Here is a 22740-nt window from a genome sequence, read left to right on the forward strand (position 1 = left end):
GCGGGATCTCGATAGATTCGAAAGGCAACTTGCAACCCATCCGACACTCGCCGCACGGAGGTCACGATGAAGGCGGACGGAACATCCACAGCCCGCCGGGGCGGACCCACGACCGACGATCCCACCGCGAGCCTCACCGAGCGTCAGCGTCGTGTGCTCGAGGTCATCCGCGATTCCGTCAGCGAACGGGGGTACCCACCGAGCATCCGTGAGATCGGCGACGCCGTCGGGCTCAACTCCACGTCCTCCGTCGCGCACCAGCTGCGCACCCTCGAACGGAAGGGCTTCCTGCGCCGCGATCCGAACCGTCCGCGTGCCGTGGACGTCCGCGGTCTCGAGCCCACCCCCGCACCCGAGTCCTCCCCTGAGGTGGTCGCCGGCTCGTCGACCGACGACATTCCTTCGGCGGCAATGGTTCCCGTCGTCGGCCGGATCGCGGCCGGTGGCCCGATCCTGGCCGAGGAATCGGTCGAGGACGTCTTCCCGCTGCCGCGCGAACTCGTCGGTCAGGGCTCGCTGTTCCTGCTCAAGGTCGTCGGCCAGTCGATGATCGATGCGGCCATCTGCGACGGCGACTGGGTAGTCGTCCGGCAGCAGAACGTCGCCGACAACGGCGACATCGTCGCCGCGATGCTGGACGGCGAGGCCACCGTCAAGACGTTCAAGCGGGTCGATGGCGACGTCTGGCTCATGCCGCACAACCCGATGTTCGAACCGATCCCGGGCAACGACGCGGTCATTCTCGGCAAGGTCGTCACGGTCGTCCGCAAGATCTGATTCCCGGGTGCACCCGGAGACGAAGGAGGCCGGGGTGGCTCCGCTGAGCGGAGCCACCCCGGCCTTTCTCGTACGTGCCTCAGACGTTGAGGCCGCGCCCGATGACTTCCTTCATGATCTCGTTCGTGCCGCCGTAGATCTTCTGCACGCGGGCATCGAGGTACGCCTTGGCGACCGGGTACTCGCGCATGTAGCCGTAGCCGCCGTGCAGCTGCAGGCAGCGGTCGATCAGCTCGACCTGCTTGTCGGTGGTCCAGTATTTGGCCATCGCGGCTTCCTGGACGGTGAGCTTCTTCTCGTTGAGCAGCTCGATGCACCGGTCCACGAACACCCGGGCGAGCTGGGTCTCGGTGGCGAGCTCGGCGAGCTCGAAGCGGGTGTTCTGGAACTTGCCGATCGGCTTGCCGAACGCCTTGCGGTCGCGGCAGTACTGGATCGTGTCGTCGAGCACGCGCTCCATCGCAGCCGCGGCGACGACCGCGATCGCCAGGCGCTCCTGCGGCAGGTTCTGCATCAGGTAGATGAAGCCCATGCCCTCCTGACCGAGGAGATTGGCCGCCGGGACGCGGACGTCGTTGAAGCTGAGCTCCGCCGTGTCCTGCGCGTCGAGGCCGATCTTGTCGAGGTTGCGTCCCCGCTCGAAGCCCGGCATGCCGCGCTCGACGACGAGCAGCGAGAAGCCCTGGGCGCCCTTCTCCGGGTCGGTGCAGGCGACGACGATCACCAGGTCGGAGTGGATGCCGTTGGTGATGAACGTCTTGGCGCCGTTGAGGACCCAGTCGTCACCGTCGCGCACCGCACGGGTCTTGATGCCCTGCAGGTCGCTGCCGGTGCCGGGCTCGGTCATCGCGATGGCCGTGATCAGCTCACCCGAACAGAAGCCCGGAAGCCAGCGCTTCTTCTGCTCCTCGTTCGCGAGCTCGAGCAGGTAGGGAGCGACGACATCGTTGTGCAGCATGAAGCCCAGACCGCTGAAGCCCAGCTTGGTGGTCTCCTCGGCCATGATGGCGTTGTAACGGAAGTCGTCCATTCCACCGCCGCCGTACTCCTCCGGCACCGCCATGCCGAGGAAGCCCTGCGCGCCGGCCTTCTTCCACACCTCACGGTCGACGATCTTGTCCTTCTCCCACTGCTCGTGGAAGGGGGCCACCTCCTGTTCGAGGAACTTCCGGTACGACTCCCGGAAGAGGTCGTGCTCGGGCTCGAAAAGGGTGCGTTCCATCTGCGCTCCTGTGTGAGACGTCGTTCGACATACTCACGGTATGCAGCCGAGCGCGCGGTGACGCTGACACAACCGAGCGCATTTTGTGACCCGGACGACCCCCGGCGGGCGCGCGTCGGTATCGAACGACCCGCGGGCACGGGTCGGTGTCGGCCGTCGCGCCGGGCGCCGGTCAGCGGCGCAGATCTGCGAGTCTGCGCAGCAGCGGGTACGCGACGAGGATGCCGATCGAACCCCAGGCGATACCGCCGAGTTCGACCGAGCCGATCGACAGAGTCAGGTCGCCGATACCGGCGACGAGCGCCGCGGCCGCGACCGTGAGGTTGACCGGATCCGTGAAGTCGACCTTCGCCTCCGTCCAGATGCGGACACCGAGGATGCCGATCAGGCCGTAGAGCACGAGGGTCGCGCCACCGAGGACACCGTCGGGCACGGTGAACACCAGCGCACCGAACTTCGGCGAGAAGGCCAGCACGACGGCGGTGACCGCCGCGACGGCGTATGCAGCGGTCGAGTACACGCGCGTGGCCGCCATGACGCCGATGTTCTCGGCGTAGGTGGTGGTGCCCGAGCCGCCGCCCGCACCGGCGAGGGTGGTCGCGAGGCCGTCGGCGATGAGCGCGTTGCCGGCCATATCGTCGAGGTTCCGGCCGGTCATCGCGGCGACCGCCTTGACGTGGCCGACGTTCTCCGCGACCAGCACGACGACGACGGGCAGCGCCAGCAGCACGACCGACAGTTCGAAGGTGGGGGCGCGCAGGTCGGGCAGACCGAACCAGGCGGCGTCCCGCATGGCGTCGATGCGTTCGGACGCGATCGCCCCGGTGAGCGCCGCGAAGATCCATCCGACGATCACACCGACGAGGATGCCGAGGCGGCCGAGCATGCCCGGGCCGACGACTGTCACGAGCAGCGTGACCACGAGCGTGATCGTGGCGACGAGCGGTTGGGCTTCGAACGAGCCGGTGGCGGTCGGTGCGAGATTGAGGCCGATGAGGGCGACGATCGCCCCGGTGACCACCGGCGGCATGACCGCGTCGATGATGCGCGAACCCGCCGCCTTGACGATCAGACCGATGAGCACGAGCACGATGCCGACGGCGACGATTCCGCCGAGCTGCGCTGCCGGACCGGAACCGGCCGACGCGCTGAGCGGCGCGATGAACGCGAACGACGAACCGAGATAGCTCGGCACCCGGCCGCGCGTGATGATCAGGAACAGCGCGGTGCCGATACCGGAGAAGAGCAGCGTCGTCGTGACGGGGAAGCCGGTGATCGTCGGCACGAGCAGGGTGGCGCCGAACATCGCGATGACGTGCTGCATCCCGATGCCGATGGTGCGCGGCCACGACAGTCGCTCGTGCGGTGCGACCACCGCACCGGGATTGATACGACGCCCGTCGCCGTGCAGGGTCCAGCCGCGGCGTGTGGTCGTGCGTCCGGTCGTGTTCGCTCGTTCGGTCACGACAGGTCATCGTAGAACCGGCAGCCTCGAGCGCGTGGAACAGGCCGTCCCGGCCGCGTGGAACCGGCCGTCCCGGCCTTGCCGCTCAGTCCAGCAGTTTCGCTGCCGCGGCCCGTGCCGCGACGGGGTCGTCGCTCGCGAGGACCGCCTCGGCCGCCTCACGGCAACGGTCCAGCGGGACCGAGGAGAGCCGGGCCCCGACACCCGTCACCGCCGACGCGGCGCACGACAGGGAGGTCACGCCCATGCCGGCCAGGACGCAGGCGAGGAGCGGGTCGGCCGCCGCCTCGCCGCACACCCCCACCGGCTTGCCCGCGGCCGCCCCGGCCTGTGCCGCGCGGGCCACGAGCGTGAGCACCGCGGGCTGCCACGGGTCGGTGAGTGCGGCCAGCTGCGGCGACATCCGGTCGGCCGCCATCGTGTACTGGGCGAGGTCGTTGGTGCCGATCGACAGGAAGTCCAGGTGTTCGAGCAACCGATCGGCGAGCAGCGCAGCAGACGGAACCTCGATCATGACGCCCGGTGACAGTCCGCGCTCGCGCACCCTCGCGGCGAAATCGGCGGCCTCCGAGACGGTCGCCACCATCGGCGCCATGACCCACGGCGTGGCGCCGGTGCGCGAGGCGGCCGCGGCCACCGCGTCGAGCTGACGATCGAGGACCCCCGGCGCCGTGGTCGTGATGCGGATACCGCGGACGCCGAGGGCGGGATTGTGCTCGTCGGGGTGGTTGGCGAACCGGAGGGGCTTGTCGGAGCCGGCGTCGAGAGTCCGCAGGACGACCTTCCGCCCTTCGAACGCCTCGAAGACCTCCGCATAGATGTCGGCCTGCTCGTCCACCGTCGGTTCGCTGTCGCGGTCGAGGAAGCACAGTTCGGTGCGGAACAGACCGACGCCCTGCGCCGGCGTCCGGCGCGCCGCGACGGCACCGGATCCGTCCTGCACATTGGCGAGGATCTCGACCGGGTGACCGTCGGCGGTGGCGCCGGGACCGGACCACCCCGCCACCCGCTCGCGCTCGACGCGGTCGCGTTCGACCTCGGCCGCGGCCTCGCCACTGTCCGGGGAGAGCACGATCCGGCCCGTCGCGCCGTCGACCAGCACCTCGGTGCCGGCCGGGACATCGTCGAGGCCTGCCACCGCGACGACGCACGGGATGCCGAGCTGGCGCGCGATGATCGCGGTGTGGCTGGTGGGCCCTCCGAGGGAGGTGGCCAGCGCGACGACCACGGACGGGTCGAGTCCGGCGGTGTCGGCGGGTGCGAGATCGGTCGCGAGGAGCACGGACGGCGCGTCGGGCATCTCGAGCCCGGGTTCGGGGGCGCCCTGCAATTCGGCGATCACGCGGTCGCGGATGTCGAGCAGGTCGGTGACCCGCTCGGCCTGTAGTCCGCCCATCTTCTCGAACAGGGCCGCGAACTGGTCGGTGGCGGCGACGGTGGCGCCGACCGCATCGGTGCCGGAGCGGATCTTCGTCGCGGCCGCCCCGCGCCAGGCGCGGTCCTCGACCAGCACAGCGGTGGCCTGGAGCACTTCTGCCGCGGCACCCGATGCACGCGAGGCACGGGCCCGCAGTCGCTCGGCCACGACCTTCGCGGCGTCCTCGAATCGGCCCACCTCGGCCTCGCGCGCCGTGTCGGGGATCGAGGTGCCCTGGGCCGGAACCACAGGACGCGCGACGGGACGGATGACCGGCCCGTATCCGATACCGGGGACGACGGGGGTGCCGTGCAGGACGGACGCCGACTGCTCCATGGAGATCTCCTCACCGCAGTAGTTCGTTGTGACTCAGATTACTCGGAAGCCTTGACATGTCAACACAGACGGGCGTAAAACAACATAAACCAACATTGTTTTCCCACAAATCGGGTACCCCCAGGAGTGTCGGTGTACGCAGAGGAACGGCAGCAGGCGATCGCAGCGCTGGTGGCGGCTCGTGGCCGCGTATCGGTCGCAGTGCTCGCCGACCGGTACGGCGTCACCACCGAGACGGTGCGCCGCGACCTCGCGCACCTCGAACGCCTGGGCCTCGTGCGGCGCGTCCACGGCGGCGCGATCCCGGCCGCCTCGCTCTCGGTGGCCGAGCCCGCCCTCTCCGAACGCGAGCACACCCGCGCCGAACACAAGGACCGCATCGCCACCGCCGCGACGTCCTTCCTCCCGCCCACCGGCGGAAGCGTGCTCTTCGACGCCGGCACCACCACCGGCAGGATCGTCGGAGCGCTGCCGCCCGAGGTCGAACTCACCGTCGTCACCAACTCGGTGCCCATCGCCGCGCGCCTCGCCGCGATGAGCACCGTGCAACTGCACCTGCTCGGCGGTCGTGTCCGCGGCGTCACGCAGGCCGCGGTGGGCGCCGAGGTCCTCGCCACCTTGTCGACGGTGCACGTCGACGTGGCGTTCATCGGCACCAATGCCCTCAGCATCGACCACGGCCTGTCCACCCCCGACGCCGACGAGGCCGCGGTCAAGCGCGCGATGGTGCGCACCGCCGACCGCGTCGTCGTGGTCGCCGACTCGTCGAAGGTCGGTCGGCGCAATCTGCTGAGCTTCGCGTCGCTCGAACCGATCGACGTCCTGGTGACCGACACCGACCTCGACGACACCGACCGTCGGCAACTCATCGAACACGGAATCGAGGTGGTGACGGCATGATCGTCACGCTCACGGCCAACCCCAGTCTCGATCGCACGGTCGGGCTGACGGGCCCTCTCGAGCGCGGGAGGGTGCATCGAACCGAGCGATCCACCGTCGATCCGGGCGGCAAGGGGATCAACGTCGCTCGTGTGCTGCACGCCGCGACGACCGAGGTCGTCGCCGTGCTCCCGGCCAACGCCGGCGATCCTCTGCTCGCCGCGCTCGACGACCAGGGCATCGCCCATCGGGCCGTGCCCACCTCCGGACCTACGCGCAACAACATCACCGTCGCCGAACCCGACGGCACCACCACCAAGCTCAACGAACCCGGAACCCCCTGCACCGGACGCACACTGGGCGAGCTCCACGCCGTCCTGCTCGAATGCGCTCAGGGAGCGGCGTGGACCGTCCTGTCCGGTTCTCTTCCTCCCGGTGTGCCCGAATCGTGGTATGCCGATCTCGTAGGTGCACTGCGCGGCCTCGGATGCCGCATCGCGGTCGACACCTCCGAGCGGCCACTGCTCGCCCTCGCCGAGCGGTTCCCTGCGGCGGCCCCGGACGTGATCAAGCCGAATTCCGACGAACTGGCCCAGCTCACCGGCGCCGACGCCCACGAACTCGAATCCGGTGCCGCCGCGGGGGACGTCGGCGCCGTGGTCGACGCAGGACGCGTGCTGGTCGAACGCGGTGTCGGCGCGGTGCTCGCGACCCTCGGCGGTGCAGGCGCAGTGTTGGTCACCGCCACCGGCGCGTGGCGCGCCACCGCCGACGACGTCACGGTCCGCAGCACGGTCGGGGCGGGCGATTCGTCGCTCGCCGGATATCTGCTCGCCGAGCAGGCCGGTCACACACCCGACGAGTGCCTGCGCCTCGCCGTGGCGTACGGGACCGCGGCCGTCACACTCCCCGGAACAGCCTTGCCCACAACCGATTCCGTCGATCCATCCCGAGTGCACGTCACCGACGTCCACCGCCGACCCCGACCGCTCCCCTCCCACTCCTAAGGAACGTCATGTCCGACACCACCTCCGGCTCCGCAGGCGGTTCCTCGATCATCGGCACGGAACTCGTCTCGCTCGATGCCGACCTGGGATCCGACAAGAACTCCGTCATCGCCGCCCTCGCCGAGCGTCTCGCAGCGAACGGTCGCGCGTCCGACGCCGACGCACTCACCGCGGCCGTTCTCGAACGGGAGGCCAAGTCCGCCACCGGTCTTCCCGGCGGGATCGCGATCCCGCACGCGCGCAGCGAAGCGGTGACCACCCCGTCGCTCGGTTTCGCCCGACTGTCCCCGAAGGCCGACTTCGGTGCGCCCGACGGACCCGCCGACCTCGTCTTCCTCATCGCCGCGCCCGAAGGTGCGGGCGGCGACCACATGAAGCTCCTCACCGCTCTCGCTCGTGCACTCGTGCGCCCCGACTTCGTCGCGTCGCTGCGCGCGGCCGCGTCCGCGGAGGAGGTCATCGCGCTGGTCGAGGACGTCCTCCCGCCCCGACCGGCGCCGTCGAGCGGCACTCCCGCCGCCTCGACCGCAGCGCCGCAGCAGCCGGCACCGACAGCCTCCGCGAAGCCCGCGGTCGCGCCGCCTCAGAGCGCGGAACAGCCCGGAGGCCGCACGATCGTCGCGGTCACCGCGTGCCCGACCGGCATCGCGCACACCTACATGGCCGCCGACGCACTGTCCGCAGCCGGTGAACGCGCAGGTGTGACCGTCCGGGTGGAGACGCAGGGATCGAGCGGCAGCACTCCCCTGCCCGCCGAGGTGATCGCCGGTGCCGACGCCGTCATCTTCGCCACCGACGTGGGCGTCAAGGGCCGCGAACGGTTCGCCGGCAAGCCCGTGATCGCGTCGGGCGTCAAGCGCGCGATCAACGAACCGGACACCATGGTCGACGAGGCCCTGCGGGCCGCCACAGATCCGTCCGCACGCACCGTCGAGGGAACCCCCGGCGCCCCGGCGGGTGAGTCGGAGAGCGGCAGCGACCTCGGCTGGGGCACCCGATTGCGGCAGATCCTGCTCACCGGCGTGAGCTACATGATCCCGTTCGTCGCGGCCGGTGGTCTGCTCATCGCCCTGGGCTTCCTGCTCGCCGGTCCCGACATCACCGATTCGGCCGCCGACATCGTCCTCGACAACACGCTCACCAACCTTCCCGAGGGTGGGCTCGGCGCCTATCTCGGTGCGGTCCTGTACCAGATCGGCTCGTTGGCGTTCTCGTTCCTCGTCCCGGCACTGGCCGGGTACATCGCCTTCGCGATCGCGGACCGTCCGGGTCTGGCCCCGGGTTTCACCGCCGGCGCGGTGGCCGTCTTCGTCGGCGCCGGCTTCATCGGCGGTCTCGTCGGCGGCATCATCGCCGGTTTCGCGGCCCTGTGGGTCGGCCGTATCCCACTGCCCACCTGGGCCCGTGGCCTGATGCCCGTGGTGATCATCCCGCTGCTCGCGAGCCTGATCGTCGGTGGGCTCATGTTCCTGCTGCTCGGTCGCCCGCTGGCCGCGATCACCACCGGTCTCACCGACTGGCTCAACGGTCTGTCCGGCGGTTCCGCGGTGCTGCTCGGTGCGATCCTCGGCCTGATGATGTGCTTCGACCTCGGCGGGCCGGTCAACAAGGCCGCCTACGCCTTCGCGGTCGCGGGTCTCGACGTCGCCAACACCGGTTCGCTCGAGATCATGGCGGCGGTCATGGCCGCCGGCATGGTTCCGCCGCTCGCCATGGCACTGTCGTCGCTGGTGCGTCCGCGTCTCTACAGCACGGCCGAACGCGAGAACGGCAAGGCCGCCTGGCTGCTCGGTGCGTCGTTCATCTCGGAGGGCGCCATCCCGTTCGCCGCGGCCGACCCGTTCCGGGTGATCCCCTCGATGATGCTCGGCGGCGCTGTGACCGGCGGCATCGTCATGGCGACGGGTGTCACGCTCACCGCTCCCCACGGCGGATTGTTCGTGCTGTTCGCGATGGACCGCGTCGTGTGGTTCCTGATCGCGCTGGCGGCGGGCACGGTGGTCGCCGCACTCGCGGTCAGTATCGCCAAGTCGATCACCCGTCCCGCCCGGGAAGCCGCCGACGAGACGAACCCCGAGCCCGTAGCCGCACGCTCCTGATCACAGCCGCACGCTCCTGGTCACAGCGGCACGCTCCTGATCACAGCGACATCTTCCTGATCGACGCCCTGCACTTCCCCACCACGAAGGAGATTCACATGCCCAGCACCACGGTTGCCGTCGGTTCGTCCATCGGCCTCCACGCCCGTCCCGCAGGAATCATCGCCGAGGCCGTGGTCGCGGCCGGTGTCCCGGTGACCCTCGCGGTCGACGGCGGCGAGCCCGTCGACGCCGGTTCGGCCCTGATGATCATGACGCTCGGCGCGGAAAAGGGCACGCAGGTCACGATCTCGTGCGACGACGACGCGGTCCTCGCGCAGGTTGCGGAACTGGTCGCCGCAGACCTCGACGCCTGATCTCAGCCGCGGGCGCGGCGCCGGACGACGAGTCCGAGGACCCCGAGCGCGATGACCCCGGCTGCCACGCCCGCACCGACTACCGGCAGTGCCGCGGACGACATCTCGTCCGCGGCATCGTCGTCCGCGGGTGCGAAGAGATCGGTCGCACCGCGACGGATATGGATCGGTGGATTCTCCGTGCCTGCCGCGCCGCGCTCGGACGCGGTGACCAGGTCACCGTCGGCGGTGAAGGCGACGGCTTCGCCCTGCGGTTCGTCCGGGATCGGGACGCGGAAGCGCGGACCGGCGACCAGAGCGGACGCGAGATCGCCGTCGGGGACGTGGAACAGGTAGACGTCGGTGTAGGTGCGGACCGCCGCGACCGTCCCGTCGGCGCTGACCGCACCGCCGGTGACCATCGAGGAGGACGCACCGGGAACGGGACCGCCGGGGGTGTCCGACGGTCCGAGTGCCAGCGATCCGACCTTCTCGAGGGGGGCCGGTCCCGGGACGGGCAGGCCGTCGATCGTGAGTCCGCGTGCGGGCCGGTAGACATTGCTCGATCCGAACAGCGCCTTCGTCACGATGATCGGTTCGCCTGTCGCGGAGACGAGTACGGTCTCGGCGTCGCGGGGACCGTCGGGATAGGTCAGCCGGTGCAGATCTCCCTGCCCGGTGTCGGGGTCGAGGGAGATGAGCGCGATCGTCTCGCGGACGCGGGTGTTGTCGCCGAGATCGCCGAGCCACAACCGGCCGTCGGGACCCGCGGCGAGATCCTCGACGTCGTAGGGATCGACGGGCGACGGGATCCGTTGCAGAACCGCACAATCCCCGTCGAGTTCGACGATGCGTTCGTCCTCTCCGGCGTCGGGGGTCGCGAACAGCCGGTCGCCGATCGTCGCGAGGCCGGACAGTTCGGCGAGCGCGGGATCGTCGGGAGTGCACAGCATCTCGGTCGGCAGATCCGCGGCCGGGATCGCGGTGTCCTGCGCGCCGGCGTTCGGGGCCGGCACGAACGCCACGACGGCAGCGAGCAGCGCCGCCCGGCGCACGACCCGCATCAGGCCGCGAAGTCGACCAATGCCGACGCCAGCGCTGCCGGCACCTTCGCGTGCACCCGTGTGCCGTCCACCTCGTGCTCGGACGAGAGGATCTGACCGTCCGAGTGGATGCGTGCGAGCAGGTCGCCGCGGGTGTACGGCAGGAGCAGCTTCACCTCGACGTCGGGATCCTCGAGCAGACCCGCGAGCTGGGTCTGCAACTCCTCGACGCCCTCCCCGGTGTGCGCGGAGACGAACACCGCGCCGGGGATCGCGCTGCGCAACTGTGTCAGTGTCACCGGATCGGCGGCGTCGATCTTGTTGACGACGATCAACTCCGGCGGCGGCGGGGCGTCCGATTCGCGGAGCACCTCGGTGACGACCTCGCGCACCGCCTTGATCTGCTCGGTGGGCAGCGGGTCGGAGCCGTCGACGACGTGGAGCAGCACATCGGCGTCGGCGACCTCCTCGAGGGTCGACCGGAACGCCTCGACCAGCTGGGTCGGGAGGTGCCGGACGAAACCGACGGTGTCGGTGAGCACGTACTCGCGGCCGTCGGGCAGCGCCGACCGGCGGGTCGTCGGATCCAGGGTCGCGAACAGTGCGTTCTGCACCAGGACACCGGAGCCGGTGAGCTTGTTGAGCAGGCTCGACTTACCGGCGTTGGTGTAGCCCACGATCGCGACGGACGGGATCCTGTTGCGCAGACGCCGGGTGCGCTTGGTGTCGCGCGCGGCCTTCATCGCCTTGATCTCGCGACGGAGCTTGGCCATCCGCTCGCGGATCCGGCGGCGGTCGGTCTCGATCTTCGTCTCACCGGGGCCACGCAGGCCCACACCGCCGTTGCTGCCGGCACGACCACCGGCCTGCCGCGACATCGACTCGCCCCAGCCGCGCAGGCGCGGGAGCATGTACTCCATCTGCGCGAGGGAGACCTGCGCCTTGCCCTCTCGCGAGGTGGCGTGCTGGGCGAAGATGTCGAGGATCAGCGCGGTCCGGTCGATGACCTTGACCTTGACGACCTTCTCCAGCGCCGTGAGCTGGGCGGGAGTGAGTTCGCCGTCGCAGATCACGGTGTCCGCGCCGGTGGTCAGTACGATCTGCCGGAGCTCGTCGGCCTTGCCGGAACCGATGTAGGTGGAGGCATCGGGCCGGTCGCGACGCTGGACGAGACCTTCGAGGACCTCGGAGCCGGCGGTCTCGGCGAGTGCGGCCAGCTCGGCCAGGCTCGCTTCCGCCTGGGCGGCCGTTCCGCCCGTCCAGACCCCGACGAGCACGACACGCTCGAGTCGGAGCTGGCGGTATTCGACCTCGGTGATGTCCTCGAGTTCGGTGGACAGACCGACCACACGCCGCAACGCGCTGCGGTCTTCGAGTTGCATCTCGCCGACGGACGGATCCTCGGCGGTCCAGCCTCCGGGTGCGTCGTACGCGGTCGAAGTGCTGTCATCTGTGGTTGCGCGGCGCGTGCGCTGTGTGTTCGTCATACACCTCCATGGTGTCACGAAGCCCGAATCGGTGCATTCGAGTTTTTCCGCCGCATTCGCGCAGGGGCATACCCGAGTGCGCCTCAGCAGGGCCGATCGGTGCCGATCAGTTCGGCGCCGACCACCAGGTGTCGTCGAGTTCACCCACCGCGACCAGCACCGACGGTCCGCGTAGCCAGGCGTGACCGTCCTCGATCCGCACCTCGACCGAGCCGCCCGGGATCCGGACCCGCACCGCGCCCTCGGATGCGCCGTCGAAGCGCAGGGCCGCAGCGGCCGCGGCGACCGTGCCGGTTCCGCACGAGCGGGTCTCCCCCACGCCGCGTTCGTGGACGCGCATGTGGACCGTTCCGGCCGCGATGGGGGTCAGAAACTCGATGTTGACGCCGTGTGGGAAGAAGCCCGGGTCGAAGCCGGGCGAGGTGAGGTCGAGACCGGCCAGGCTCGTCTCGTTCAGGTGCGGGTCCACGCACGCGAGGTGCGGGTTGCCGACGTCGATGCCGATGCCCGGGTAGACCCGTCCGTCGATGGTCGCCGCCGACTCGCCGAGGGTGCGCACCGTCCCCATGTCCACGGTCACCTCGCCGAGGACAGGTCCGGTCTCGTGCACCGTGACGGGCTTGCCTCCGGCGCGGCTGCCGACGACGAACTCGCGGCGGTTCTCGAGCCCGTGCGCGGTGAGATAGTGCGCGAACACCCGCACACCGTTGCCGCACATCTCGGCGATGGATCCGTCGCCGTTGCGGTAGTCCATGAACCAGTCGTCCGCCCCGGTGCCCTCGGGCAGTTCTCCGAGCACGCCGGCCGACACCAGCGCACCGGCACGGGCGACGCGGAGCACACCGTCGGCACCGAGCCCGCGACGCCGGTCGCACAGGGCGGCGATCCGGCCTGCGTCGAGGTCCAGGCGCGCGTCGGGATCGGGAAGGATCACGAAGTCGTTCTCGGTTCCGTGCCCTTTGCTGAACTCCATGCGCGCTACCTTATCGGGCTGGTGAGGCCGGTGATGTGCGTGCGTCCCGGACGGCCCGCAGGGCAGCGTCGAGCAGGTGGGGGTCGGCGCCGTCGAGCCAGTGGATGCGCGGGTCGCGGCGGAACCACGAGCGTTGCCGTCGTACGTAGCGCCGGGTCCCGATGAACGTCCGCTCGCGCGCGTGATCGAGGTCGTACTCCCCGTCGACGTACGCGAGGACCTGCGCGTAACCGATCGCGCGACGGGCCGTGACACCCTCGCGCAGGCCGACCTCGAGGAGACCGTGCACCTCGTCGACGAGGCCGCGTTCGAACATCAGGTCGGTGCGCCGCGCGATGCGGTCGTCGAGTTCGGCGGTGTCGCGGTCGACGCCCAGGATCACGGTGCCCCAGCGAGGCTCACCGATCGTCGGCTGCGACGCCGCGAACGGTTGCCCGGTCAGTTCGACGACCTCGAGCGCGCGGACCATGCGGCGGCCGTCGGTGGGCAGGATCGTCGCCGCGGCGGCGGGATCGGCGCTCTGCAGCGCCCGGTGGACCGCTGCGAGCCCCTCGGTCTCGAGGACCGCCTCCCACTTGGCGCGGACCTGCGGATCCGTCGCCGGGAACTGCCATTCGTCGAGCAGTGCCTGTACGTACATCATCGATCCGCCGACGACGATCGGGAGACGACCGCGCCCGAGGATCGCCTCGACATCGGCGATCGCGGCCTGCTGGTAGCGGGCGACCGTCGCAGTCTCGGTGACGTCGAGGACGTCGAGCTGATGGTGCGGGATCCCGCGACGCTCGTCCGGTGCCAGCTTGGCCGTCCCGATGTCCATCCCGCGGTACTGCTGCATCGCGTCGATGTTGACGATCTCGCCACCGAGCGCCTCGGCGAGGTCCAGTCCGAGATCGGACTTGCCCGTGGCGGTGGGGCCCACCACCGCGATCGGTACGAGCGTGTCGGCGGGGCCGGTGATTCCTGCGCTCACGGTGTCCAGATTCCCACGTGGTAGCCCACGCCGTAGGGCGCGGCGGAGTAGGTGACGGACGCCGAACGCGGGCGCGCGCCGAGGGTGGCCGCAAGGACGTGCCAGGCGGCGCGTCCGGTCAGCTTGATGTCCGAACACAGCTCGGGGTCGAGTGCCGCGAGCGCCTCCGAATCGCCGGCGCAGAGCGCCGCGGCCAGGGCCGCCTCGACCTCCTCCGAACGCGGATCGTAGGCGCCGGGCGCCTTGGCCGTGAGGGTCGTCGCTCCGTCCGCGACGACGAGCAACGCTCGCGGCCGATCGTCGCGGTCGAGTTCCGCACGCAGGTCGCGGCCGAGATCGGCGCAGTGGGCGGCGGCGGCGTCGGCGGCCACCACGTGGGTCGTCACGCGGGTGCCGGGTGCCGTGCGGTCGCGGATCCAGCCGGCCACCAGAGCGGTCAACGCGAGCGCGGGATCGGGTTCGCCGGCGGCCTCGGGACCGAGCTGGACCGTGACGTCGACACCGAAGCCGAGGAAGGACCCGCGCGCGGTGGGGGGAACGGTCTGTTCGGCCGTCTCGGCTCCCACGACCACCCATTCCGTGGCACCGGACAGGCTACGACCGACCTCGAGAACCGCCTCGCGCAGATCGTCGGTCTCGGACGCGGCGAGACCGGTCAGCTCGGGCACGAGCAGCGGTGGGGACGGCACGAACGCCGCGGCGGTCAACACATCGGCAACCGTAGTCCACCGGACCCGGCGCCCTGCATCGACACGACCTGTTTCAATAGTGGGCGGACACGATCGCGGAGCCCCGGGATCGACCGGCGGTAGACCCATGCGACCAGGCAGCCGTGCCGCGCGGCAGAGATGAGGTATCGATGAGCGACCCGAACGCACAGGACCGAACCGGCGAGTCGACGCAGGAGCGGACCCCGCGTCCCGGTCCCGCCACACCCCGAGCCCATGCTGCGACGCCCGGCCCTGCGGGCCGAGAGAACGGCAGTTCCACCGCAGCACCCCCGAAGCCGCATCCCGTCGCGGCCCAGACGCACCCCCACGTCCCGGCGGTGCCCGCGAGCGATCCGAGTCGGTTCGGACGCGTCGACGAGGACGGCACCGCATGGGTCCGCACGAGCGAGGGCGAGCGGTGCATCGGATCGTGGCAGGCAGGCGACGCCGCCGAGGGCCTCGCGCACTTCGGACGCCGTTACGACGATCTCGCCACCGAGGTGGCGATCCTCGAGACCCGGTTGACCTCCGGCACCGCCGACGTGAAGAAGACCCGCGCGGCCGCCGAGGCACTGGCCGAGTCGCTGCCGACCGCCGCCGTCATCGGTGATCTCGATGCGCTCGCCACCCGGCTCACCGCGATCATCGAGCACTCCGAGGAGGCCGCGGCTCTCGCCAAGCAGGAGAAGGAGCGTCGGCGCGCCGAGAGCACGGCCCGCAAGGAGGCCCTCGCGGCCGAGGCCGAGACGATCGCCGCCGAATCCACCCAGTGGAAGGCTGCGGGCGACCGGCTGCGCGAGATCCTCGAGGAGTGGAAGACCATCCGCGGGGTCGACCGGAAGGTCGACGACGTGTTGTGGCGTCGCTATTCGAAGGCACGCGAGGGGTTCAACCGGCGTCGCGGGGCCCACTTCGCCGAACTCGACCGCGAGCGCGCCGCGGCGAAGAGCCGCAAGGAAGAACTCGTCGCCCGGGCGGAGGAGCTGCAGAACTCCACCGACTGGGGTGCCACCGCCGCGGCCTTCCGCGACCTGCTCGCCGAGTGGAAGGCGGCCGGACGGGCACCGAAGGACGCCGACGACCAGCTGTGGAAGCGATTCAAGGGCGCCCAGGACGTCTTCTTCGCCGCACGCAACGCCGCGAACGCCGAGCGCGACGCCGAGTTCGAGGAGAACGCCCGCGCGAAGGAGGCCCTGCTCGAGGCGGCCTCCTCGATCGACCCGTCGGCCGATCTCGAAGGTGCCCGGGCGCGCCTGCGCGAGTTGCAGGACCAGTGGGAGGCGATCGGCAAGGTGCCGCGCGACCGCATGCACGATCTCGAGGGTCGGCTGCGGGCCATCGAGAAGAAGGTGCGCGAGGCCGCGGATTCCGAGTGGCGCCGCACCGATCCCGAGGCACTCGCGCGCGCGGCCCAGTTCCGTGAGCGGGTGCGCCAGTTCGAGGAGCAGGCCGCCAAGGCGACCGCCGCCGGCCGGGCGAAGGAGGCCGAGAAGGCTCTCGCCCAGGCCGCGCAGTGGCGCGAGTGGGCCGACGCGGCCGAAGGTGCCGTCGGCGAGCGCTGACCCCCGCGACATCCGAGACGGACGATCCCCCTCTCCCGGTCGGGAGAGGGGGATCGTCGTGTTCGTGCCGGAGGCGTCAGGCCTCGGGGTCGTCGCGCATCAGGCGGGGCCGTTCGTGCTGGGCTGCGACCTTCCGCAACTCGGCCTCGGCCTCGAGCTGGGCCGAGGTCCGCGCCCACACCACGCGGGCCCAGTGGAAGACGATCACCATGACGGCGAACCAGCCGATGACGAGACCGAATCCCGGTCCCGCGGCGGACGACTCGACGGGCAGGGTCTGGCGCGACCAGATCGCGAGCATGCCGAAGACGATGGTCACCGCCGATCCGGCCAGGGACACCCACGCGAGCGACCACTTGCGGGTGACGAGCGCGAGGATCGAGCCCAGCCCGGCGAAGACCACTGCGAAGCCGACGAACAGCCGCGACGGCAGACCGATCTCCTCGGTGGTCGCGTCCGGGGCGAAGGACAGCACCTCCCACCCGTTCGCGGATCCGGCGTGGGGCAGGCTGAAGGTCGCCAACAGGATCAGGACGGCGATCGCGACGAACATCGCCCGGGCGCCCGGGTCGATGTCGCTCGCCACCTTCCGTTCGGCGGCTTCGAGTTCGGCGCGTACGTCACCCGTCGCGTGGTGATCGTGCGGCTTGTCGGTGGTCATGCGTTGCATCCCATCTGAGGCGGCAGCGGGTCGGGGACGCCGATGCTCGGCAGTCCGAGTCCGACACCGATCGGCGGTGTCTTGGGCAGCCGGCCCTGTTCGAAGTGGTCGCCCGCACGTGTACGGCGGTGCGTGAGGATCGGGGTGTCCGCGACGAGGTGGTGCGGCGCGGCGTCGCTGACGACGATCGTGATGACGTCGCCGGGACGCACCGCGGTGTCGATCGCGCCCTCGGGACGGAAGTGGACGAGGCGGCCGTCGCGGGCACGCCCGCTCATCCGGGCGGTCTCGGCGTTCTTGCGGCCCTCCCCCGCGGCGACGAGCAGTTCGACCTCGGTTCCGACGAGCTTGCGGTTCTCCTCGAGGGTGATGCGTTCCTGCAGCGCGATCAGGCGCTCGTAACGTTCCTGCACCACGGCCTTGGGGAGCTGACCGTCCATGTCGGCAGCGGGCGTGCCGGGGCGCTTCGAGTACTGGAAGGTGAACGCGCTGGTGAACCGTGCCTTCTCGACGACCTCGAGGGTCTGCTGGAAGTCCTCCTCGGTTTCGCCGGGGAAGCCGACGATGATGTCGGTGGTGATCGCGGCGTGCGGCATCGCGGCACGGACCCGCTCGATGATGCCCAGGAAGCGTTCCTTGCGGTACGAGCGGCGCATGGCGCGCAGGATCCGGTCGCTGCCGGACTGCAGCGGCATGTGCAGCTGCGGGCACACGTTGGGGGTCTGCGCCATCGCGTCGATGACGTCGTCGGTGAACTCCGCCGGATGCGGGGACGTGAAGCGCACCCGCTCGAGGCCCTCGATCTCGCCGCACGCGCGCAGCAGCGACGCGAAGGCGCCCCGGTCGCGGGGCTGCTCCGGATCGGCGAAGGACCGGCCGTAGGAGTTGACGTTCTGGCCGAGCAGTGTCACCTCGAGCACGCCCTCGTCGACGAGCGCCTGCACCTCGGCGAGGATGTCGCCCGGGCGCCGGTCGACCTCCTTGCCGCGCAGCGACGGCACGATGCAGAAGGTGCACGTGTTGTTGCAGCCGACGGAGATCGACACCCATCCGGCGTACGACGACTCGCGCTTGGCGGGCAGCGTCGAGGGGAACGCCTCGAGGGCGTCGAGGATCTCGACCTCGGCACGGCGGTTGTGCCGCGCGCGTTCGAGCAGTGCGGGGAGATTGCCGATGTTGTGCGTGCCGAAGACCACGTCGACCCAGGGCGCTTTCTTGACGACCGTGTCGCGGTCCTTCTGGGCGAGGCAGCCTCCGACGGCGATCTGCATGTCGGGGTTGTCGTCCTTGACCGGACGCAGATGACTCAGATTGCCGTACAGCTTGTTGTCGGCGTTCTCCCGCACCGCGCAGGTGTTGAAGACCACCAGATCGGGTGACGCGCCGGGCCCGGCCTTGGTGAAGCCGGCGTCCTCCAACAACCCCGACAGACGCTCGGAGTCGTGTACGTTCATCTGGCAGCCGTAGGTGCGGACCTCGTAGGTCCGGGCACCGGTGCGGGGGGCTTCTTCGTCGATCAGTGACACGTCTCAGGGTATCTCACCTCGACCGGTCTCCTTTCCACGCGCTGCCCCCATGAGCCCCGTCGAGGTGTCGGTCACCGCTCGTGCCGTAAAAATCCCGTGACGCGTGCACCGAAGGTGTCCCGAAATGCGAAGTCTCGGGCGCCGGACGGCATAGGGTCTGCAGATATGACATCAGCGGCAGCCGGAACGGATCGTCCGTCCGAGAAGTCGGACACCAGCTCGTCCATGATCTCCATGAACGGGGTGAACAAGCACTTCGGATCCCTGCACGTATTGCAGGACATCAACCTCGAGATCCCACGAGGGCAGGTCGTCATCGTCGTCGGCCCGTCCGGTTCGGGGAAATCGACCCTCTGCCGCACCATCAACCGGCTCGAACCGATCGACACGGGCGAGATCCACGTCGACGGCACCCTACTGCCGGAGGAGGGCCGGGCGTTGGCCCGCCTGCGCGCGGACGTCGGCATGGTGTTCCAGTCGTTCAACCTCTTCGCCCACAAGACGATCCTCCAGAACGTCATGCTCGGCCCCTCGAAGGTGCGCAAGATCAAGAAGGAACAGGCCCGCGAGTCGGCGATGGCGCTGCTCGACCGCGTCGGGATCGCCAACCAGGCCGACAAGTACCCGGCGCAGCTGTCGGGCGGCCAGCAGCAGCGCGTGGCGATCGCACGCGCGCTCGCGATGAACCCCAAGGTCATGCTGTTCGACGAGCCCACCTCCGCCCTCGACCCCGAGATGGTCCAGGAAGTCCTCGACGTGATGACCTCCCTCGCGAAAGAGGGCATGACGATGGTCGTGGTCACCCACGAGATGGGATTCGCCCGCAAGGCCGGCGACCGCGTTCTGTTCATGGCCGACGGTCGCATCGTCGAGGACACCGATCCCGAGACCTTCTTCACCGCACCGAAATCCGATCGCGCCAAGGACTTCCTCGGCAAGATCCTCAGTCACTGACCTGATTCCCGCATCCGACGGGCCGCCCGGCCCGTCGGACGTAGTTCCGAACCGCACCGGAGGTATTCGATGAAATTGTCCCGCTCCATCCGCCTGGGCATCGGCGCCGTCGCCGTGGCAGTGGTCGCTACGGCGTGCGGTGGCGACGAGACGCGCAGTGTCTCGCAGTCCGCGGAGAACGGCACCCTGACGGTCGGTATCAAGTTCGACCAGCCGGGCCTGGGCCTGCGCAACCCGGACGGTTCGTTCAGCGGGTTCGACGTCGAGGTCGCCAAGTATGTCGCCGGTCAGCTCGGTGTCTCGGAGGAGAACATCGAGTTCAAGGAAGCTCCGTCCGCGCAGCGCGAGACCCTCATCCAGAACGGTGAGGTCGACTACATCGTCGCGACCTACTCGATCACCGATTCCCGCAAGGAGAAGGTGGACTTCGCCGGCCCGTACTTCATCGCGGGCCAGTCGCTCCTCGTGCGCGCGGACGACACCGAGATCACCGGACCCGACTCGCTCAACGGCGGCAAGCGCCTGTGCTCGGTGGCGGGTTCGACCCCGGCCCAGAACGTGAAGGACAACTACGCGCAGGACGTCCAGCTCCAGGAGTTCGACACCTACTCGCTGTGTGTCGAGGCGCTGCGCAACGGCGCGGTCGACGCGGTGACCACCGACGACATCATCCTCGCCGGCTACGCCGCGCAGAGCCCGGGCGACTTCAAGGTCGTCGGTGAGCCGTTCACCACCGAGCGCTACGGCATCGGTCTCGCCAAGGGCGACGACGAGTCGCGCAATGCGATCAACGACGCGATCGAGGAGATGATCGCCAGCGGTGCGTGGGAGGCCGCATTCCAGGAGACGGTCGGCGCCTCGGGCTACGAGCTCCCGGAGCAGCCGAGCGTCGATCGCTACTGAGTGTCGATCGTCACCGAGTACGGGTACCACCCGTCACGTCCGGCGGTGCGGCCGGTCCGTAATCCCACGGACCGGCCGGACCGTTCCGGACTCCCACCCGTCCCCTCGATCCCGGAGTGACCTGTGGATCTGTTGAGCAAGTACAGCAGCCAGCTACTCGACGCGTTCTGGACCACGATCCAGTTGACCGTCATCTCGGCGATCGGTGCACTGATCCTCGGAACGATCCTCGCCGCGATGCGCGTGTCCCCCATCCCGGTGGCGCGTGCCGTCGGCGCCGCCTACGTGACGATCTTCCGGAACACCCCGCTGACCCTCATCATCATCTTTTGCCTGTTCGGTCTGTCCCAGACGCTCGGCATCAAGCTGGCCTCCGAGTCGTCGCCGACCTTCCTGGTGGACAACAACTTCCGGCTCGCTGTGCTCGGCCTGAGCGTCTACACGGCGGCCTTCGTGTGCGAGTCGCTCCGCTCGGGCATCAACACGGTCTCGCTCGGACAGTCGGAGGCCGGCCGCTCGCTGGGTCTGACCTTCAGCCAGAATCTGCGCCTGATCGTCCTCCCCCAGGCTTTCCGCGCGGTCATCGCCCCGCTCGGTTCGGTGCTCATCGCGTTGACCAAGAACTCGACGATCGCCTCCGTCATCGGCGTGTCCGAGGCCTCGCTGCTGATGAAGACGATGATCGAGAACGAAGCGGCCATCTTCGTCGTCGGTGGCATCTTCGCGCTCGGATTCGTCATCCTCACCCTTCCCACCGGCCTGCTCTTCGGCCGGCTCAGCAAGCGATACGAGGTCGCCCGATGAGTGCACACGGAACCGTTCTCTACGACGCACCCGGGCCCCGCGCCAAGGCGCTCTACCGGATCCTGTCGGTGGTCGTGGTCGCGCTCCTCGTCCTGGTCGGCTGGATCGTCTACCGCGCGCTCGACGCCAACGGACAGCTGACGGCCGCCAAGTGGGAGCCGTTCGTCGAATCGTCCAGCTGGACCACCTATCTGCTGCCCGGCATCCGCGGCACGATCATCGCGGCCGTCGCGTCGATCGTGCTGGCACTCGTGCTCGGCACGGTCCTGGGTATCGCGCGTCTGTCCGACCACCGGTGGGTCCGCTGGATCGCCGGCACGATCGTCGAGTTGTTCCGCGCCGTCCCGGTGCTGATCCTGATGATCTTCGCCTACCAGGTGTTCGCCGAGTACCGCGTCTTCAAGTCCGGATATCTCGCGCTCGCGGCGGTCATCACCGGCCTGACCCTGTACAACGGCTCGGTCATCGCCGAGATCGTGCGCGCGGGCATCCGATCGCTTCCGCGTGGTCAGAGCGAGGCCGCCTACGCGATCGGCATGCGGAAGAACCAGCTCATGCGACTGATCCTGCTGCCGCAGGCCGTGACGGTCATGCTCCCGGCGATCGTGTCGCAGATGGTGATCGCGCTCAAGGACTCCGCGCTCGGCTACCTCATCGGCTATGTCGAAGTGGTGCGTTCCGGCCAGCAGCTCGGCGCGTTCTTCCAGAACTACCTGCCGTCGCTGCTGGTGGTCGCGGCGATCATGATCATCCTCAACAGTGCGCTGACACAGTTCGCGATCTGGCTCGAGAAGCGTCTGCGATCCGGGAAGCGGAAGAAGGGTGCCGTGGCGGCCGAAGAGCCGCAGACGATGCCCACGATGTCGGTGCCGGGCCTGGACCTGAGCGGCGAGGGCCGCAAGTAACAGCAGCACTGCGGTTGCGAAGTTCGCAGTCGAGCCCAGGCGTTTCGCAGTCGGGCTCAGTCGTGCGGGAGGTCGCTCGCGTCGGCACCGAACGTCGCGAGTTCTTCCCGCACGACATCGAACGCCATCCCCTGCGCGTAGCCGCGCCGGGCCAGCATCCCGACCAGCCGCCGCACCAACTTGTCGCGTTCGGCCGCGATCTCGCGCCGATCCCCTTCGGTGGGCAGCGGCGGCTGGGTGCGGAGCTTCTTGCGGACGAGTTCGACCGCCCGTTCCCGTTCGTCGGCGGTGTCGATCTGTTCGAGGGCAGCCGCCGCGTCGTCGGCGTCGATTCCCTTGCGGCGCAGTTCGAGTGCGATCGCGCGCTTACCCTTCCCCGCGTGCAGATGCCGTGAACGTGCCCACTGGTTGGCGAAATCCGCGTCGTCGATCAACCCGACCTCGGTGAGACGGTCGAGGGCACGTTCGGCGACGTCGGACGCGAATCCCTTCTGCTCGAGCTTCGTCGCGAGCTCGGATCGGCTGCGTGCCCGATCGGTCAGCAGACGGAGACAGACGTCCTTGGCCTGCGCTTCGGTGCCGCCGCCGGGCAGTTCCTGCTCGGTGCGAGCCGAGCGCCGCCGTCCGCGTCGTTCGCGCCGAGCGTCGGGGCGTCGTTCCTCGGAGTCGTCCATGACGCGCACAGTAGCCGGACGCACCGAC

General features: G+C 69.6%; 21 protein-coding genes. 10 read left to right on the plus strand and 11 right to left on the minus strand.

The window, feature by feature from the left end; all coding sequences use genetic code 11:
- Positions 1-66 precede the first annotated feature (66 nt).
- Positions 67-777: a transcriptional repressor LexA gene (gene lexA, locus B9C99_RS13440; RefSeq protein ID WP_016692711.1), complete on the plus strand. Its 711-nt coding sequence runs from the start codon at positions 67-69 to the stop codon at positions 775-777.
- 79 nt (positions 778-856) lie between these two features.
- Here the strand turns inward: lexA and B9C99_RS13445 are convergent, their stop codons facing one another.
- The 3 genes from B9C99_RS13445 to ptsP all read right to left on the minus strand — a co-directional run bounded on the left by B9C99_RS13445 (position 857) and on the right by ptsP (position 5217).
- A complete protein-coding gene (locus B9C99_RS13445) occupies positions 857-1999 on the minus strand; it encodes an acyl-CoA dehydrogenase family protein (RefSeq protein WP_016692710.1) in 1143 nt (380 codons plus the stop codon).
- 172 nt (positions 2000-2171) lie between these two features.
- On the minus strand, positions 2172-3464 hold the full coding sequence (locus B9C99_RS13450) for a solute carrier family 23 protein (RefSeq protein ID WP_088898211.1): 1293 nt from the start codon (positions 3462-3464) through the stop codon (positions 2172-2174).
- Positions 3465-3549: 85 nt separating this feature from the next.
- The gene (ptsP, locus tag B9C99_RS13455; protein WP_016692708.1) at positions 3550-5217 is read right to left on the minus strand and encodes a phosphoenolpyruvate--protein phosphotransferase; all 1668 of its coding nucleotides are present in this window, start codon (positions 5215-5217) and stop codon (positions 3550-3552) included.
- A 132-nt stretch (positions 5218-5349) separates the two neighbouring features.
- On the opposite strand from ptsP, the gene B9C99_RS13460 reads away from it, so the two are divergent.
- The 4 genes from B9C99_RS13460 to B9C99_RS13475 all read left to right on the plus strand — a co-directional run bounded on the left by B9C99_RS13460 (position 5350) and on the right by B9C99_RS13475 (position 9558).
- Positions 5350-6117 carry a DeoR/GlpR family DNA-binding transcription regulator gene (locus B9C99_RS13460; protein ID WP_088898251.1) on the plus strand — a complete coding sequence of 256 codons (768 nt, stop codon included), beginning with the start codon at positions 5350-5352 and terminating at the stop codon, positions 6115-6117.
- Positions 6114-7103 carry a 1-phosphofructokinase family hexose kinase gene (locus tag B9C99_RS13465; protein WP_088898212.1) on the plus strand — a complete coding sequence of 330 codons (990 nt, stop codon included), beginning with the start codon at positions 6114-6116 and terminating at the stop codon, positions 7101-7103. Before B9C99_RS13460 ends, B9C99_RS13465 begins: the two co-directional genes overlap by 4 nt.
- A gap of 8 nt (positions 7104-7111) precedes the next feature.
- Complete coding sequence (locus B9C99_RS13470; protein WP_088898213.1) at positions 7112-9202, plus strand: fructose-specific PTS transporter subunit EIIC; 2091 nt, start codon at positions 7112-7114, stop codon at positions 9200-9202.
- Positions 9203-9300: 98 nt separating this feature from the next.
- Entirely contained in the window at positions 9301-9558 is a 258-nt protein-coding gene (locus tag B9C99_RS13475; protein ID WP_006551308.1) for an HPr family phosphocarrier protein, read from the plus strand.
- 2 nt (positions 9559-9560) lie between these two features.
- Here B9C99_RS13475 and B9C99_RS13480 read toward each other — a convergent pair whose 3' ends face one another.
- The 5 genes from B9C99_RS13480 to B9C99_RS13500 form a co-directional block, all read right to left on the minus strand.
- Positions 9561-10601: a hypothetical protein gene (locus B9C99_RS13480; protein WP_088898214.1), complete on the minus strand. Its 1041-nt coding sequence runs from the start codon at positions 10599-10601 to the stop codon at positions 9561-9563.
- Positions 10601-12067: a GTPase HflX gene (hflX, locus tag B9C99_RS13485; RefSeq protein ID WP_059381257.1), complete on the minus strand. Its 1467-nt coding sequence runs from the start codon at positions 12065-12067 to the stop codon at positions 10601-10603. The genes B9C99_RS13480 and hflX overlap by 1 nt, the downstream gene beginning before the upstream one ends.
- Before the next feature lie 106 nt (positions 12068-12173).
- A complete protein-coding gene (gene dapF, locus B9C99_RS13490; RefSeq protein ID WP_088898215.1) occupies positions 12174-13040 on the minus strand; it encodes a diaminopimelate epimerase in 867 nt (288 codons plus the stop codon).
- A 10-nt stretch (positions 13041-13050) separates the two neighbouring features.
- Entirely contained in the window at positions 13051-14013 is a 963-nt protein-coding gene (gene miaA, locus B9C99_RS13495; protein ID WP_172414946.1) for a tRNA (adenosine(37)-N6)-dimethylallyltransferase MiaA, read from the minus strand.
- Positions 14010-14723 (minus strand): hypothetical protein, encoded by a 714-nt coding sequence (locus tag B9C99_RS13500; protein WP_088898216.1) that lies wholly within the window; start codon positions 14721-14723, stop codon positions 14010-14012. Before B9C99_RS13500 ends, miaA begins: the two co-directional genes overlap by 4 nt.
- Positions 14724-14872: 149 nt before the next feature.
- On the opposite strand from B9C99_RS13500, the gene B9C99_RS13505 reads away from it, so the two are divergent.
- The gene (locus B9C99_RS13505) at positions 14873-16285 is read left to right on the plus strand and encodes a DUF349 domain-containing protein (protein ID WP_088898217.1); all 1413 of its coding nucleotides are present in this window, start codon (positions 14873-14875) and stop codon (positions 16283-16285) included.
- A gap of 76 nt (positions 16286-16361) precedes the next feature.
- Here B9C99_RS13505 and B9C99_RS13510 read toward each other — a convergent pair whose 3' ends face one another.
- Both B9C99_RS13510 and miaB read right to left on the minus strand, forming a co-directional pair.
- Entirely contained in the window at positions 16362-16955 is a 594-nt protein-coding gene (locus B9C99_RS13510; RefSeq protein ID WP_088898218.1) for a hypothetical protein, read from the minus strand.
- Positions 16943-18472 (minus strand): tRNA (N6-isopentenyl adenosine(37)-C2)-methylthiotransferase MiaB, encoded by a 1530-nt coding sequence (miaB, locus tag B9C99_RS13515; protein ID WP_088898219.1) that lies wholly within the window; start codon positions 18470-18472, stop codon positions 16943-16945. Before miaB ends, B9C99_RS13510 begins: the two co-directional genes overlap by 13 nt.
- Before the next feature lie 225 nt (positions 18473-18697).
- On the opposite strand from miaB, the gene gluA reads away from it, so the two are divergent.
- The 4 genes from gluA (at position 18698) to B9C99_RS13535 (ending at position 22038) form a co-directional block, all read left to right on the plus strand.
- The gene (gluA, locus tag B9C99_RS13520; protein ID WP_172414951.1) at positions 18698-19426 is read left to right on the plus strand and encodes a glutamate ABC transporter ATP-binding protein GluA; all 729 of its coding nucleotides are present in this window, start codon (positions 18698-18700) and stop codon (positions 19424-19426) included.
- Positions 19427-19495: 69 nt separating this feature from the next.
- Positions 19496-20329 carry a glutamate ABC transporter substrate-binding protein gene (locus tag B9C99_RS13525; RefSeq protein WP_006551297.1) on the plus strand — a complete coding sequence of 278 codons (834 nt, stop codon included), beginning with the start codon at positions 19496-19498 and terminating at the stop codon, positions 20327-20329.
- Between the two features lie 123 nt (positions 20330-20452).
- Positions 20453-21133 (plus strand): amino acid ABC transporter permease, encoded by a 681-nt coding sequence (locus B9C99_RS13530; RefSeq protein WP_006551296.1) that lies wholly within the window; start codon positions 20453-20455, stop codon positions 21131-21133.
- Positions 21130-22038, plus strand: coding sequence for an amino acid ABC transporter permease (locus B9C99_RS13535; protein ID WP_006551295.1), 909 nt, complete (start codon positions 21130-21132; stop codon positions 22036-22038). Before B9C99_RS13530 ends, B9C99_RS13535 begins: the two co-directional genes overlap by 4 nt.
- A 56-nt stretch (positions 22039-22094) precedes the next feature.
- On the opposite strand, the gene recX is transcribed toward B9C99_RS13535, so the two are convergent.
- Entirely contained in the window at positions 22095-22712 is a 618-nt protein-coding gene (gene recX, locus B9C99_RS13540) for a recombination regulator RecX (RefSeq protein WP_033096537.1), read from the minus strand.
- Positions 22713-22740 lie beyond the last annotated feature (28 nt).

Source organism: Rhodococcus sp. BUPNP1 (assembly GCF_002215235.1).
In the GTDB taxonomy this organism is placed as follows: Bacteria; Actinomycetota; Actinomycetes; order Mycobacteriales; family Mycobacteriaceae; genus Rhodococcus.